The following is a 15,182-nucleotide window of genomic DNA, read 5'->3' on the forward strand; positions in this document are numbered from 1 at the left end:
AAAACCATACTAGTTAATTATTCTCATTTTTTAAATTTTTTTTCCATAAATTCGCTATATGATAATCTGATCCGACCAGAAATCCTAATATCCCCCCAATCAGTACTCCCCAAGGGTAAAATATTTTCCCGCCGAGGAAAGCCCCACCACTAATACAAGCTAAAATTATGGTTGACCTATGTTCTTTCATAAATTATTATCCTTAGTTTTAATAAATTAATATTTAAATACATTGCGGTTTCCTATTTAAGAAGACGGAAAACATATTTTTCTCTTATCGTAGTTTTTAGCTTGTATATAGTATACACAGATAAAAAATCTGATGTCAAATTAAAATACAAAAAATTTGATACTAAAAATATTAAATAATGACAGATGGACGGACTTTTCTCCCTGCAAAACCTGCGGGGACAAGCTTAATATTACAACGAGACTTTTTCCTTTCCCCTCACATAAGAGGAGTGGTTAGAGGACTCCAGGGGGTGATGTATTATGACCATTCCTCTTTCATTAAGTGAAAGTCTCGTTGTAATATTAAGAGTGTATGCTACAAGGACAGAAACAACTTTTTATCAACCGGGAATTGGTGAAACAATGCTTCGGCAACACCTGCACGTATCGAGGTGATTCTTATCCTGACGGATTTGAATACTCCATCAAGTACAAGAGTTCAAAAGGTGAATCCCTGGCAACGCCCCCTTTACCACGTGTTATTCTCCAACCAGTGATCAGGATGGAGACGGGATTGTTGATGCCGGGGATAACTGTCCTTTCTCACCGAACCCTGATCAGCAGGACATTGATAATTTCATTTGCGGCACTAGTTGGCATCGGCGCTCTCACTGAGTTGAAATTTATCGACAATTGACACCATATTCTGAGCATTGCCGGCGTTTTGCTGGGTGACTCTGCTGATATTGAATAATGCCTGGTTAATCTGCTCGATCCCTTTGACCTGTTCTTCGGAGGCCAGGGATATCTCCTGAACCATATCGCTGGCTTTGCAGATACGATTGGAGACCTCGGAAAAAATTGTGCTTGTTGTACTGAGCAGGGTATGGCCATTTTCGATTTCCCTGACTGTTTTCTCGATTATTTCCGCCGTGTTTTTTGCAGCTTCCGAAGCCCTCATGGCCAGGTTCCTCACCTCATCCGCTACCACGGCAAAACCGGCTCCGGACTCTCCCGCTCTGGCTGCTTCAACTGCGGCATTCAGGGCCAGCAGATTGGTTTGAAAAGCAATCTCGTCAATTGTTTTAATAATGTTTTTCGTCTTTTGGCTGGCATCGGAAACATGCTTCATGGACTCGGTCAATTCGATCATAGCTGTATTGGCCTGCCCGATGGTTTCTTTCGTTTCCGACATCAATATATTGCCCTGGCTGGCATTTTCAGCATTTTGCTTTGTCATGGCCGTTATTTCTTCCAGAGAAGCGGAAGTCTGCTCCAGCGATGCAGCCTGCTCGGATGATCCATCTGACAGGCTCCTGGAGGCGGCGACGATTTCACCGATGGTCTTTTTGAGATATATGCCCATCTGCCGGAGTGATAAGGCCAATTGACCGACTTCATCCCTGCTTTCAACTTCAATATCGGTACCATCGAGGTTCCCGGAGCTGATCCGTTCGGCAAATTCGGAACAGGCCCGTAAGGGAGTGGTAATTTTTTTGGCCATAATCCAGAACGCGAAGAACGCAATAATGGAAACAATTAAGCTAACAGCCATTATTTTCAAGAAGATACCTTTGATCTGGCCTCTCAGGGCGGATGCTTTTTCAGCTACCGCTACATCTATGGAATCGATATAAACACCAGTGCCGATTATCCAGCCAAGGGGCTTATATAGCCTGACATACGACAATTTAGGCTGTTCTTGTGTCAGCCCGTCTTTAGTAGGCTTGGGCCAGAGGTAATCCACAAATCCTTCGCCATCTTTGGCGCACACATCGACAAAGGCTGCGAAAAGGTTTTTCTTCTCCCCCAGGGCACAGTTGTATTTTGCATCATCCAGAACCTTCCCATCAAGCTCCGGCACCGTAGGATGCATTATCATCCTGGGATATGGCCGTCCCATATCGTTTATCCAGAAGTAGCCGATCTTGTTGTCATATCTCATTTTACCGATATCTATCTTTACTTTCTCGATAGCATCCCGGACAGCGTCATCCACATATATGCCGGTGCCGATTATCCACCCCCAGTCGGGAATCAGTCTGACATAGGACAATTTGGGCTGCTCCTGGGTCAGCCCGCCTTTAGTAGGCTTGGGCCAGAGGTAATCCACAAACCCTTCGCCATCTTTGGCGCACACATCGACAAAGGCTGCGAAAAGGTTTTTCTTCTCCCCCAGGGCACAGTTGTATTTTGCATCATCCAGAACCTTCCCATCAAGGTCCGGCACCGTAGGATGCATTATCATCCTGGGATATGGCCGTCCCATATCGTTTATCCAGACATAACCCGTTCCCTGCGCATAGCGGATCCTTCTGACATTTTCAATCGCCCGCTGCTGTGCCTGTTCAAGTGTCAGATCACCCTTTGCAACTAAGGATTTTGCATCCTCGATAAAATCATTGGCAACGTCGATAATATTTTTTAACTCCTGGCCATATCTCTTTTGGAGATATTCTCTGTCCTGAGCATGCTGGTAATTCGAGTTGACGGTTTCAAAGGCGATATCAATATAGTTTTTCAGGGTCTCTTTTACTTTATTCAGTTCTTCCGCTCTAAATTCTTCGATTTCCGTTTCAACATTTTTTTTCACGGTGTGAACTAAAGATAAGGAAATGAGCAGGGAGGACATCGCCATCACTGAACATAAAATAATCAGGAATTTCCAATGCATTTTGATATTTTTCAGCATATCCAGCTCCTTATGCCTCTTGTGAAATGTAGCGTTCATCCACGTGCCCAAATGGTGACTCTCATCTGGCGTAAATCTTGATATTCCCAATAACCATACTTTTCTTATCGAGTAAACCTTTATCCTGCTTGGGTAGACTCACATACCTGCAAAATTCGATCTACCTGAATCCAGAGCGAACGACTTATACATGGTAAGCTCCAGCGTTTTTCCCCTGAATTTTTGTAACTACTCAGGCATAGGCAGGAGATGGTTATAGTTTTCATGATTTTTGTAGATTATCCGATAAGGTATAAAGGAGAGATGAAAAAGTAATTGAATATGAAAAGCGTCAAGTATTTGATATTGCCCCTATTCGGGTGGAAGTGACGGAGCATCGGGCAGAAATCAAGGATTGCCCTCATTGTGGTAAACGCAACAGGGCAGAGTTTCCATCCGAGGTGAGCCAGCCAGTACAGTATGGGAGTGGCATCAAGGCATGGGCTGTGTATTTCAACCAGTATCATTTTATCCCACTGGAGCGTACGTGTGAGATCTTTGAGGATCTGGTTGATCATCGGCTTTGCGAGGCATCTGTGTTGCAGGCGAATACAGAGTTGGCAGAGTGTGTAAAACCAGCTTGTGAGGCGATCAAGCAGCGGTTGATAGCATCTGAGGTGGTCAACTTTGATGAATCCGGCTTACGAGTAGAAGGCAAGCTTAACTGGCTGCATGTGGCCAGTACTGCAAAACTTACTTATTACCAGGTCCATCGCAAGAGGGGTAAAGAGGCAATGGATCAGATAGGTATCTTGCCTGAATTTAAAGGAGTTGCCGTTCATGACCACTGGGCACCGTATTCTAACTACGACCAATGCCGTCATAGTCTGTGTAATGCTCATCATTTACGAGAGCTTATCTTCATTCATGAGTGCTACCACCAGGAATGGGCAGAGCAGATGAAGGAGCTGCTGGTGGAGATTAAAGGGCAAGTGGATCATAGCCGTCTACAAAGCAATCAGCTCAATCCCAAAGAGGTTGAAAAGTTTGAAACCATTTATAGTAAGCTTATTGAGAAAGGATTAGAGGTCAATCACCCTCCTCCCCAGGAGCAGGTGCCAAAAAAGAAAAGAGGCAAGGTCAAGCAATCTCCCCCTAAAAACCTCCTTGACCGATTAAAGGAGCACAAACAGCAGGTGCTGACCTTTATGTATGACTTCCGTGTACCTTTTGATAACAATCAGGGAGAAAGGGATGTCCGGATGGTGAAAGTCAAGCAGAAAGTGTCAGGTTCTTTCCGAACACGAGAAAGAGCAGATAATTTCTGTTGTAGTCGTAGTTATATCTCTACAGTAAGGAAAAATAGTCTCAGGGTCATCGATGCTATCAAAGATGCTTTCAAGGGAGTTCTCTTTATCCCCTCCCTCGTCGAATAAATCTCAATGAATCTCTATATCCAGGCTGAGTAGTTACGAATTTTTAAAAAAACGCACCGCGTTCCTCAAAATAAGATAAAAAATTGCAGGATTATGTCATTGTCTTCACCTTGACGATGAAAAGTTACATTCTCCAGGCATACCTATCTCCTCACACCTGGCGATTAGCGGTGTATCAGGGAGCCAGGGATAGCCAATATGCCTATACCGGCAATGGATTCAGTACCCGATACAGCCGTAGCAGATGAAGTGATCATAGTCTAAGTCCTTGATGTTGAGCTCGATCTTGGCCCGCTTATTGTAGTCTTCCCACACCTCTTCGGGGGCTCATATCCAGTTGGTTATGGCAAATGATCTGATAGCGCCATCTGGGAAAGAGAATCCCCTGGCCGTTATCCTCATGACCTGCTAACTTTTTTACTGCTACAAAATCACGGGGATGTTCCCAGTTATGCAGGCAGAAGGAGAAGGATGCTCCATAGATAGTAAGGTCAGGGTCTCAGGATCAGGATAGGCACAGATACCAAGCTTTTTCTTCAGTACATCGTCCAGGTTTAATGCCCGGCTGCTCTCGATGCGATCATAACCCAGGATATTCTGCACAATCAAAATATGTACCTGCTCTTTCGAAATCCCCGGCAGACCAATCACATGCACAAAATCCACCAAAAACTGTGGACCCAGTGCAGAAAGGGTCGCATTTTTGTCATCTGCTCTATAGGTGAAGTCTGATAATTGGAGTTGCTTGGTGAGCTTTGCCTTATCTTTTTTTTCCTGCCGCTCTTGTGCTCTTCTTACTTGTCGTGATATACTCATTGTCGGGCTCCTTTCAAGGTTTACTTAACGATTTCAATATCATACCTGATCGGAGCCCTCTCTGCAACAAATTATTTTAGATTTGTTCTATTATTTCAAATAATTATCCTGCTGCCTCTGGTTTCAGGTTTAAATGATCATAATTGTCAAAAATAAAGATTTGACCCCAATATTCCAGGAGGCTCTGGAGAAGCTGATTTGCCTCATGTGCCCGGCAATTGAAACCTTTCAGATAACCAAAAAGTTCTATCAGACAAGGCGCTTGCGGGATTTGCTCTCTGCTCCCTTCTCCTGGAAGGAGATTTGTGCCCTTCAGGGCGTGTCCCTGAAGGTTAACCAGGGGGAAGTATTCTGCCTGCTGGGGCCAAACGGGGCCGGAAAGACAACCCTTATCAAGATTCTCTGCACCCTGATGCTGCCGACCGAAGGCCGTGCCCTGGTCAATGGGCTCGATGTAACTGCCAGCCCCGGTGAGGTGAGGCGGGCCATCGGCTATGTCATCAGCGAGGAGCGCAGTTTTTACTGGCGGCTCACTGCCTGGCAGAACCTGAAATTTTTCGGCATCCTGAATAATATTCCGGCCACGGAACTGGATCGGCGGATTACCAGTGTGCTGAAGCTCGTTGACCTTGAGGGGAAGGCACAGACCCTGTTCAAGGATTTCTCCCTGGGGATGAAGCAGAGACTGGCTATTGCCCGCGCCCTTTTGACCGATCCGCTCATCCTGTTTATGGATGAGCCCACCCGCTCCCTGGACCCTGCCAGTGCCGACTCCCTGAGACGCTTCATCCGGAGGCAGATCGTTGACCGGGAGGGCAAAACCGTTTTTCTGGCTACCCACAATCTGAAGGAAGTCGAAGAGATCGGCCACCGCATGGCCATCATTCACGGGGGGAAGGTCAAAGCCTGCGGCACTCCGGCGGAGATGCATCCCGTGCTTGAGCGGCTGGACCGATATGTGATCCGCTTACAGGCACTTCCCTCTGACTTTATCGGGAGATTGAACCGGCAGCTTGGAGGAAGGATCGGCATCCGGGTGATTACCGGAACAGGGCAGGACTCAAATGGGGCAGGGCAGGGGACGGCAGGGCAGGGAGCAGCAGGGCAGGGGGCCGAACTGGAGGTCAGCCTTGGTGAGGCAGACGGACACGACCGGCTGGAAATCCCGGATGTGATCTCCTGTATGGTCGCTCTGGGTGCCCGCATAGAAGGCTGCCTGAAAAAGGAAATCCCGCTTTATGAAATCTACTCAGTCTATACCAGGGGTGAATAGAGCAGGGGAGGGGGGCAGACAAACGTGTGTATGGTGAAGATTATCAGACAATTGAGCGGAGCAGCGGCGGCATGAGTTTTCCCAGAAAGGCCCTGGCCTTTATCCGGCGAGATTTCATTGAGGAGACGAGCTATAAGTTTTCCTTCTTTCTCCAGTTCTTTAGCATCTTCATCTCGGTCATGGTTTACTATTTTATTGCCAGACTCTTTGGAGCAGCGGCCGTTCCCTACCTGAAGCCCTATGGCGGAGACTATTTCTCCTTTGTCCTGATCGGCGTGGCTTTCACCAACTATCTGGAGATCGCCCTGCACAGTTTTTCCTCCAGCATCAGAAACGCCCAGATGACCGGCACCCTGGAAGCTGTTCTGGTTACCCAGACCGAGATACCGACCATCATTGTTTCTTCCGCGCTCTACAGCTTTATCTGGACCTCGTTCCGGGTTATCGTTTACCTGATGATCGGCATCTTCCTGTTCAAGGTCAATATCAGTCAGGCAAATTTTGCCGGTGCAGCCGTGATTCTGCTCCTGACCATTACCACCTTCAGCAGTATCGGCATCATCTCGGCCAGTTTCATTATGGTTCTGAAGAAAGGGGACCCGGTGGCCAGCATATTTTCAGGCCTGTCCTGGTTTCTGGGCGGGGTGTATTACCCGATTGCGGTCCTGCCGTCCTGGCTCAGGAGATTTTCGTATATCATCCCGCTGACCTATTCTCTTGAGGGGATGCGGTTTGCCCTGCTCAAGGGCTACTCCCTGAAAGAGCTGAGCCCGAATATCATGGGCCTGGGACTTTTCTCGATGATCATGCTGCCCTTCAGCATCCTTGGCTTTCGCCTGGCCGTAAACAAGGCCAAGCGGGACGGCAGCCTTACGCATTATTAAAAAATTTTAACCACGAAACACACGAAACACACGAAAGTATTTTATAAAACAATTCTTTCTATTTGTACCTTGGGGTAGTGCCCAAAGTTTACCAGCAGGCCAAGGCGCAGACCTGTTGCTTTCAGGTAATTAAAAACCTGTGCTTTGTGCTCATCTGCAAGTTCTTTTACCGCCTTTAATTCGATTCCTTGAATAGCGTAACATTCCTCCCTGTAAAGAATCTTTTTTTCGTGTATTTCGTGTGTTTCGTGGTTCATACAAGCTTTTTGCCTGTCGTCTAGACGGTCATCTTCATGATTATCCAGTTCTTGCCCTGGGTGTGGATCAGGGCATACCTGCCCGTAAGTCGCTGGCCGCTCAGTTCGAAGACGATCTTTTTTCCGCTCCGCTCTTCCAGCCGGTATTCTCCCCGGTCCCAGATTTCGACTGTGCCTGCGCCGTAATTGCCTTCAGGAATGATGCCTTCAAAGGAGATGTAGTCCAGGGGGTGATCCTCGGTCTCGACTGCCAGCCGTTTGATTTTGGGTTCATCAGGCACGCCTTTGGGCACGGCCCAGCTTTTCAGGACTCCATCCATCTCCAGCCGGAAATCGTAGTGAAGATGGGTGGCCTGATGCCTGTGCACCACGAATCGCAGCCGTGCAGGGTCGCTGATCTGCTGATCGCCCGCGGGTTCCGGCGTGGCCGGGAAATTCCTTTTCTTTCGGTATTCATCCAGGGAGATAAGCCTCACCTCCTGCTTTTCTCAAGTGCCTCCGGGCTTCTCCGGCTGCTTATTTCCGTTCCTTAAGGGCTTGCACAAACTCGATGATTTCATTGGTGCCGTCGATATTTCCCAGGGCCATGATGTGAATCCCGTTGACATACGGGTATATCTGCTGGATAAGCTCACAGGCGATCCTGACACCGGCCTTACCATCCTGCCGCAGCCTGTCCATGACCTGTTCCGGGATATCGACCCCGGCCACGTTTTTTTGCATGTACTCGGCCATCTTCAAGCCCTTGAGAGGCATAATACCCAGAATTACCGGCACCTGCAGGGGGCTCATCTCCTGCATGAAAGCAATGGCCTTCTCGGCATCATAGACCGGCTGGGTCTGGAAAAAATGCGCACCGGCCTGTATTTTATCCTGAACTCTTCTGAATTCGATCTCCCTGTTTCTGGCCGAAGGTGCTGCGGTGGCGGAAATGGTAAAATCCGTGCAGCCGCCAAATTCCTTTTCATTATAATCGACCCCGCGGTTCATGTTTCTGATGAGGGAGATCAGCCCCAGGGTGTCGAGGTCATAGACAGGTTTCGATGGATACGGCCCATGCTGAGGGCCATCTCCCGTAGTCGGCAGAATGAAGCGAATCCCCAGGGCATGAGCGCCGAGAAGGTCTGCCTGAGTACCCAGGAGGCTCCGGTCCCGGCAGGTAAAATGGGGGATAGTCTCAATCCCCAGCTCGGTCTGAACGATATGCGACAGGGCAATCGAGTTGATCCGCAGATTGGCCATAGGACAATCATGAATGTTGACTGCATCAAGGGGCAGATATCTGCGTGCCTTCTCTAACGTTTCCTCGACATTCACCCCATTGGTAGGGCCCAGCTCGGTGGTGATTACAAATTGCTTTCCCAGTTTCTCTTTAAAGCTCATTCCCGCTGACTCCTTCTAAGCGTGGGTTATGCCTTCGACCCACTGGCCGTAACAGGCATTGAGAGAACTTTCCAGGGTACGGAGCGACTCTTCCACCAGATGACGAAAGTCCTTGTCGATCTTGAGATATTCTTTGTGTAGATCCTTCAGGAGATTGTCTTTGGCAATTCGGAGGTCCTTCATGGCCTTCTCCAGTTCAAGAGAATAGGCATCGACAACCTTTTGCCGGTATGAATCTATCATCAGCCTGACCTGGCTCTTGAAATCATCCACAGCGAGAATCTCCCGGGTGATTTTAAAGAAATGATACCCCATAATCGCCTGCCGCACCGCTTCCGAAAACATCCGTGGATTAATGAACACAGACTTCACGAGGTAGTTCAGGTAATGGTGCCCATAGGAAGAAAAGGTCTGCCTGGTGAGCGACAGAAAGAAAGCATACATCTCTCTGGTCCTTACCCGGCGGGAGGAATTCTGATGGGGGTGAATGTTGCGCAGGAAATTCAGGCAGCGGTCAAAGTATGATTTGGGTTGGTAAATTTGAGCAATAACCCGCTTATATCCGTCGAGAAGGGTTGAAATATCCATTCTGGGCGTAAAGTTCAACTGGAGGTCATGGGTATTGTTCCCTGTGGAATCCTGCAGGAGCCTGCCTTCATTTTGCAGACGGCGATAGAGCTGGGTGCCGGGCAGAGCGGTCAGCAGCCCCACCATGGCCAGGACAATTCCCGACTCCTGAATGAATTGGACCTGACGTTCGAAAATGTCCGGCGGATCGGTATCAAAGCCAACGATAAAGCCGCCAGCCACCTCGATCCCCTTATTCTGGATTTTGATCACGCTGTCAAACAGATCCTGTCTCACATTCTGAGATTTGCCCGCCTCGATGAGCGTTTCCCTGACCGGCGTTTCGATTCCCAAAAATACCATGTTGAACCCGGCAGCACCCATCATATCCATAAGCTCTTCATCACCAGCCATATCCACCGAAGCTTCCGTAAATAAGTCGAATGGATAGCCGTGCTGTTTCTGCCAGGCGGCAATCAGGGGCAAAAGCTGTTTAACCTGCTGCTTATTGCCGATGAAGTTATCATCCACGATAAATACAGACCCCCGCCAGCCAAGAGAATACAGGAGGTTAATCTCACTCATAAACTGCTGATTGGTTTTCGTGCGCAGCTTGCGGCCAAACATCTCGATGATATCACAGAATTCACAGTTAAACGGGCATCCGCGAGAGTATTGCAGGGCCATACTGCCGTAATCATGGATGGAGGAAAGCAGGTCGAATCGCGGCAAGGGTGTAGTCGTAATATCCGCTCTGTCCTGGGCAGTATAAATATGCCTGGCCTGTCCTCTTTCAAAATCGGATAAAAATAGCGGCAGAGTCACTTCAGCTTCATTCAGGATAAAGTAGTCGACATTTTCTATTTTTTCATAGGAAGAGGTGGGATAGGGGCCTCCTGCCGCCAGCGGAACAGCCAATCGCCGGCACCGTGCCGCCAGCCTGGCAAAAGATTCCTTTTGCACGATCATGGCTGAGGTAAGTACCAGATCTGCCTGGGCAATCATTTCATCATCCAGCGGCATCACATTCATATCAACAAACTTGAGCTCATAGGAGGGGGGAAGCATGGCTGCTACGGTCAAAAGACCAAGTGGCGGAATCGCTGCCTTCTTGCCGACAAACGGCAGAGCATACCGGAAGCTCCAGTAAGTAGGCGGAATCTCCGGGTAAACAAGTAAAACCTGTTTGGAGGGCTGTGCCCCTCTGGCATTTCTTTTATCTTTTTTCAGGACATTTGTCATCGCTTTTCCTCTTCATACAAAATCATACATCATACAAAATCATACATCGAGAGAAGGGCAGAAGGTTTCCAATATTGAATATATCGTCAGGAGCTGCCTTATCCTTCTGCCTGTTTCAGGTACTTGAGTATAACGCAGGGATGAGCATGTGGTCACTTTTTGAGAATTCAGGAGTCAGGAGCCAGAATAAAGGCTGTCTTTTCTCCTGACTTCTGAATTCTGACTCCTGGAGTTATGAATGCGGCAGCACCATGGTACATCTTGTTCCCTGTCCCGGCATACTGTCAAAGAGAATATGGCCATTATGGGCTTCAATTATCCGTTGGGCAATTGTAAGACCCAATCCAATATTTCGGGTTTTGGTAGTAAAAAAAGCCTCAGTGATATGGGGTAGATACTTCGGGTCAATCCCTGTTCCCTGATCGATGATCCTGACCTCCAGGGTTTTTTTGGCATACGCGGTCTGGATGGTGAGCTCTCCCCCTTCAGGCATGGCCTGAATTGAGTTTCGGATGACCTGGGAAAAGGCAATCTGCATCTGTTCAGGATCGATCATGCTGACCGGGATAAGCGGATCCAATTGAAAATTGACTTTAATCTTTTGAGAGATTGGGATATGATGAACGGTTTCCGTTAAAATTTCATTCACCTGCGAGGGCACCGGATTGGTCTGTATCTTCCTGGTAACAGACAGGAGAGTTGAGAGAAACCTGTTCGAGCTGGCGATTTCATTTTCGACGATGTGAATATACTTGGGGAAAACAGGATCAGCCTGATCAGGTATCTTTTTCTGGAGGAAATACAGCGCATTGTTGATCGTGGTAAAAGGGTTTTTCAACTCATGGGCGATAAAAGAAGTAAGCCGATCCAGAATCTTAAGTTTCTCCTCGTAAACGAGGGGAGGTTGCTCTTTTTCAGCGGGGAGGGGCGCCTCCGCCGCTCTTGTCTCACCTCGTCTGGCCTGCCTGGCTCTTCTCTCCTGAGATGAGAGGAATTGAATCATCCGGCTGACAAGCTGAAGAACGACTGCCGGGGATTCCAGGTCGTCAACATAATAGGAGAATGCTCCTTCCATGATGGCCTGGTTAAGAACCTTCTCGTTGCCCGGAGGGGCGATGACCAGCATCTCAGCAGGGAAGTTTTTTGAAACCACAGCCCGAACCAGGCGAAGGATGTCAATAGCCGGAGGATGATGATAGATAATAACAATATCACAGAGGTGAGACTCCAATTTACTGAGACAGATATCTTCCGATTCAGCTATGTCAATTGTCATTTGAATCTTCTGAAAGTCCAGAGGAGTAATGATCCTTTGAATAAACTGGCTAGAATCGGCAACGAAAATTCCCTGAAAATTTATCATCTTCTATCTTTATTTACACTGACAATTTTGGTATAAAAGCCTTAAACTGCTGGATGCCGGAGGCGACAGCCAGGAACTTGAGCTCGTCTATCTAATTAGCATACATCATTAGAATAAAATTTGCACTACAAAACTTGCGATGTTGATTAAATACCTGAAATTCTCATTCAGAAAGCAAGAATTTCCCATGCCTGTTTTCATCTGTTTCGGAATATATTTTTTTATTGACTACCTTTTCATACCTATTTTAATTGGATTGATCCTGCATAAGGAGTTGGCATCAAAACAAGCCTATATTTAATGATGAATCCTGGGGTATTATTCCGAAACTTATTAAGAGGAATGTCGCAAGGATATTTTTTCCTCAATAAGCATATTTTTTGTCTCTCTCTCATTGATCTCATGGCATATCGGGGAAGGGATAAAGGGGGCTGTGTTTATGAGAAAGGTATGCATTGAGCTTGCTGATTTGATCGAAGCCTTTGAAAATGAGGCTGAAGGCATTTTTTATTATCTGGATTTATTGAGTGGCGAGATTGTTAAAGTCTCCGAAGACTATTGTGCTGACGAGACGATCTCACAGATTGATTATAATGATCCTGACCGTTTTTTAAAAATTGATCCTCTGTCATCGGATGAGCTGCACAAGGTACGGGAAGATTTTCTGGAATCAGTTGAAGATGAACGTATTCGGGACAAACTGGAGGTCGCCCTCATGCACAGGGGACCAATCAGGAAGTTTTCCGAGGTTATCGAGAATTATCCGGAGTACCACCAAAAGTGGAATCAGTTTCAAAAACAGCAGATGAAAGCTTACGCTCAGAAATGGGCAAGCACTCTCGATTTAGCTGTTGAGTTTATCTGATCAGAAGCACAAAAATGGCTTCCCCGAAAATTACTGGCTTGTTTAAACTGCCGGCCAATGGCTGCTCATCCGGGTATTGCCATTTAGTTTGAATTCGAGTACCATAGTATGGTTTGAGAGAACCGGGCGACCTGCAAAGTCGCCGAATACTGATCACTGACCACTGATCACTGAATGCTGATCACTGGCCACTTGAAGACAAGAGAGGAAAGACCAATGCCGATCTATGAATACCAGTGTCTGGATTGTCACCAGGACTTTGAAAAGCTCGTCACGTTCGGCCACAAGGAGGCGGTTGCCTGTCCCCATTGTCATGGGTATCATGTGGACAAACAACTGTCAACCTTTGGCGCGAAAATTTCCAGGGGAAAGAATTCCCTTGCCGAGGGGAAATTTTCTTCCTCGGCTGGTTGCGGCTCCTGCACCAGCAAAAATTGCAGTACCTGCAGATAGAGCTTTTCCCGTAAAAACAGGCAGCGATTCTTCAGTGGACAAAATTAGGAGGGATGGTCAGAGAAATTTTTCCTGCTTTTCCTGGAGCTCCTTACAGTGTACACACAAGGTGACGAACGGCCGGGCTACGAGACGTTTTAATCCTATCTCTTCTCCGCAGTTGTCACAGATTCCGAATGTTCCATCTTCAATGCGCTCCAGAGCATGGTCGATTTTAACCAGGAGCTTTCTCTCCCTGTCTCTCATCCTCAGCATAAAATTCCTGTCCGATTCAAATGAAGATTGATCGGCAAAATCCGGCAAATCTTCAGGATTCTGCTGTAAACCATTTTCAATGGTTTTATCTCCGGCGGTAAGGATTCGAGTCCGTTCCTTCAGTAACTCTTTTTTGATAGTCGCCAGATCCTCTGCACTGATCATCTCTCTAATTCCTCCTGCTTATTGACATTAACCAACATCCAATCGATGCAAAATTTCGGTATTGATATTTCCATCAATAAAATCCTTATTCTTCAACATCTCGATATGAAAAGGGATAGTAGTATCAATCCCCTCGATAATAAATTCCTCCAGAGCACGATGCATTCTGCTGATAGCCTCCTGCCGGTTACTGCCGTGAGCGATGAGCTTGGCGATAAGAGAATCATAGTAGGGAGTAATCCTGCAATTGAGATACGCTGCCGTATCCACTCTCACCCCAGGCCCTCCCGGTAAATGAAAACTGCTGATCGTACCGGGGCAGGGGGTAAATGATTTGGGATTTTCAGCATTGATCCGGCATTCGATAGCATGACCCCGTATCAGGATATCGTCCTGGGAAAAGGATAACCGCTCACCGGCAGCCACCTTGATCTGCTCCTTGATAAGGTCGATTCCGGTAACCAGCTCAGTGACCGGGTGTTCGACCTGTATCCTGGTATTCATCTCCATAAAATAGAAGTTGCCATTTTTATCGAGAAGAAATTCGATCGTGCCGGTACTGTAATAGTTAACCGCCCTGGCAGCTTTGATGGCAGCTTCACCCATTTTCTCCCGCAGTTTGGGAGTCAGGCCGGTCGAAGGGGATTCTTCGATCAATTTTTGGTACCGCCGCTGAGTGGAGCAGTCTCTTTCTCCGAGGTGAATAATGTTACCGTAGTGATCACCGAGAATCTGAAATTCGATATGCCTGGGCTGTTCGACGAGCTTTTCTATATAGAGTCTGGGATTGTCGAAGGAGCTGATGGCCTCAGCCTGGGCAGTCATAAAGGCGTTCAGGAAACTGGCATCGGTATGGACTACCCGCATCCCTTTTCCTCCTCCTCCTCCAGCCGCTTTGATGATAACCGGAAACCCGATTCCATGTGCGATTTCAGAGGCCTCTCGATCATTATCCACCGCATTCCCGCTGCCGGGAATGACGGGAATTCCGGCAGATTCCATAATCTCCCTGGCCCGTGCCTTGTCTCCCATCTGCTTGATACTCTCAAGGCTGGGACCGATAAACTTGATTTTGCAGGTTTCACAGATTTCCACAAAACGATGATTTTCGGATAAGAAACCATATCCCGGATGAATGGCTTCAGCATCAGTAATTTCGGCGGCACTGATAATAGACGGAATATTCAAGTAACTCTTATATGCTTCCGGAGGGCCGATGCAGATAGCTTCGTCAGCGAATCGAACATGCAGAGAGTTAATGTCACTTTCGGAATAGACAGCTACGGTTTTAATACCGAGCTCTTTGCATGCCCGGATAACCCTCAGTGCAATCTCTCCCCGGTTAGCAATTAATATTTTTGAAAACATAGATGCTCAGTCC

Annotated in this window: 14 protein-coding genes and 2 pseudogenes; 6 read left to right on the forward strand and 10 right to left on the reverse strand. The window is 47.4% G+C overall.

Annotation, left to right across the window (positions count from 1 at the left end; all coding sequences use genetic code 11):
• Positions 1-13: 13 nt before the first annotated feature.
• Entirely contained in the window at positions 14-190 is a 177-nt protein-coding gene (locus AB1611_22205; GenBank protein ID MEW6382287.1) for a hypothetical protein, read from the reverse strand.
• A 491-nt stretch (positions 191-681) separates the two neighbouring features.
• Here AB1611_22205 and AB1611_22210 point away from each other — a divergent pair, with 491 nt between their 5' ends.
• Positions 682-846, forward strand: coding sequence for a thrombospondin type 3 repeat-containing protein (locus tag AB1611_22210; GenBank protein ID MEW6382288.1), 165 nt, complete (start codon positions 682-684; stop codon positions 844-846).
• Here the strand turns inward: AB1611_22210 and AB1611_22215 are convergent.
• A complete protein-coding gene (locus AB1611_22215) occupies positions 821-2,845 on the reverse strand; it encodes a cache domain-containing protein (protein ID MEW6382289.1) in 2,025 nt (674 codons plus the stop codon). The two genes, AB1611_22210 and AB1611_22215, sit on opposite strands and share 26 nt — an antisense overlap.
• 335 nt (positions 2,846-3,180) lie before the next feature.
• Between AB1611_22215 and AB1611_22220 the strand changes: the two are divergent.
• Positions 3,181-4,278 (forward strand): annotated as a pseudogene (locus tag AB1611_22220) (IS66 family transposase).
• Positions 4,279-4,701: 423 nt separating this feature from the next.
• Here AB1611_22220 and AB1611_22225 read toward each other — a convergent pair.
• Positions 4,702-5,094, reverse strand: a complete 393-nt coding sequence (locus AB1611_22225; GenBank protein ID MEW6382290.1) for a hypothetical protein — start codon at positions 5,092-5,094, stop codon at positions 4,702-4,704.
• 160 nt (positions 5,095-5,254) lie between these two features.
• Here AB1611_22225 and AB1611_22230 point away from each other — a divergent pair, with 160 nt between their 5' ends.
• Complete coding sequence (locus AB1611_22230; GenBank protein MEW6382291.1) at positions 5,255-6,367, forward strand: ABC transporter ATP-binding protein; 1,113 nt, start codon at positions 5,255-5,257, stop codon at positions 6,365-6,367.
• Positions 6,368-6,393: 26 nt separating this feature from the next.
• Positions 6,394-7,251, forward strand: coding sequence for an ABC transporter permease (locus AB1611_22235; GenBank protein MEW6382292.1), 858 nt, complete (start codon positions 6,394-6,396; stop codon positions 7,249-7,251).
• 41 nt (positions 7,252-7,292) lie between these two features.
• Here AB1611_22235 and AB1611_22240 read toward each other — a convergent pair.
• From AB1611_22240 to AB1611_22260, 5 genes and pseudogenes are all read right to left on the reverse strand, one after another.
• Positions 7,293-7,436: pseudogene (locus AB1611_22240) on the reverse strand (GxxExxY protein).
• Positions 7,437-7,528: 92 nt separating this feature from the next.
• The gene (locus AB1611_22245) at positions 7,529-7,984 is read right to left on the reverse strand and encodes a DNA polymerase ligase N-terminal domain-containing protein (protein ID MEW6382293.1); all 456 of its coding nucleotides are present in this window, start codon (positions 7,982-7,984) and stop codon (positions 7,529-7,531) included.
• Between the two features lie 40 nt (positions 7,985-8,024).
• Entirely contained in the window at positions 8,025-8,891 is an 867-nt protein-coding gene (locus tag AB1611_22250) for a methylenetetrahydrofolate reductase (GenBank protein MEW6382294.1), read from the reverse strand.
• 15 nt (positions 8,892-8,906) lie between these two features.
• The gene (locus tag AB1611_22255; GenBank protein ID MEW6382295.1) at positions 8,907-10,700 is read right to left on the reverse strand and encodes a B12-binding domain-containing radical SAM protein; all 1,794 of its coding nucleotides are present in this window, start codon (positions 10,698-10,700) and stop codon (positions 8,907-8,909) included.
• Between the two features lie 232 nt (positions 10,701-10,932).
• A complete protein-coding gene (locus AB1611_22260; GenBank protein MEW6382296.1) occupies positions 10,933-12,063 on the reverse strand; it encodes an ATP-binding protein in 1,131 nt (376 codons plus the stop codon).
• A gap of 439 nt (positions 12,064-12,502) precedes the next feature.
• Here AB1611_22260 and AB1611_22265 point away from each other — a divergent pair, with 439 nt between their 5' ends.
• Both AB1611_22265 and AB1611_22270 read left to right on the forward strand, forming a co-directional pair.
• Positions 12,503-12,928 (forward strand): UPF0158 family protein, encoded by a 426-nt coding sequence (locus AB1611_22265; GenBank protein ID MEW6382297.1) that lies wholly within the window; start codon positions 12,503-12,505, stop codon positions 12,926-12,928.
• Between the two features lie 216 nt (positions 12,929-13,144).
• Positions 13,145-13,381: a zinc ribbon domain-containing protein gene (locus AB1611_22270; protein ID MEW6382298.1), complete on the forward strand. Its 237-nt coding sequence runs from the start codon at positions 13,145-13,147 to the stop codon at positions 13,379-13,381.
• Between the two features lie 57 nt (positions 13,382-13,438).
• Here the strand turns inward: AB1611_22270 and dksA are convergent, their stop codons facing one another.
• Both dksA and accC read right to left on the reverse strand, forming a co-directional pair.
• Positions 13,439-13,801 (reverse strand): RNA polymerase-binding protein DksA, encoded by a 363-nt coding sequence (dksA, locus tag AB1611_22275; GenBank protein ID MEW6382299.1) that lies wholly within the window; start codon positions 13,799-13,801, stop codon positions 13,439-13,441.
• Between the two features lie 27 nt (positions 13,802-13,828).
• A complete protein-coding gene (gene accC / locus AB1611_22280) occupies positions 13,829-15,169 on the reverse strand; it encodes an acetyl-CoA carboxylase biotin carboxylase subunit (GenBank protein MEW6382300.1) in 1,341 nt (446 codons plus the stop codon).
• Between the last annotated feature and the right edge of the window lie 13 nt (positions 15,170-15,182).

It is taken from the genome of bacterium (assembly GCA_040755755.1).
Classification (GTDB): Bacteria; SZUA-182; SZUA-182; order DTGQ01; family DTGQ01; genus DTGQ01.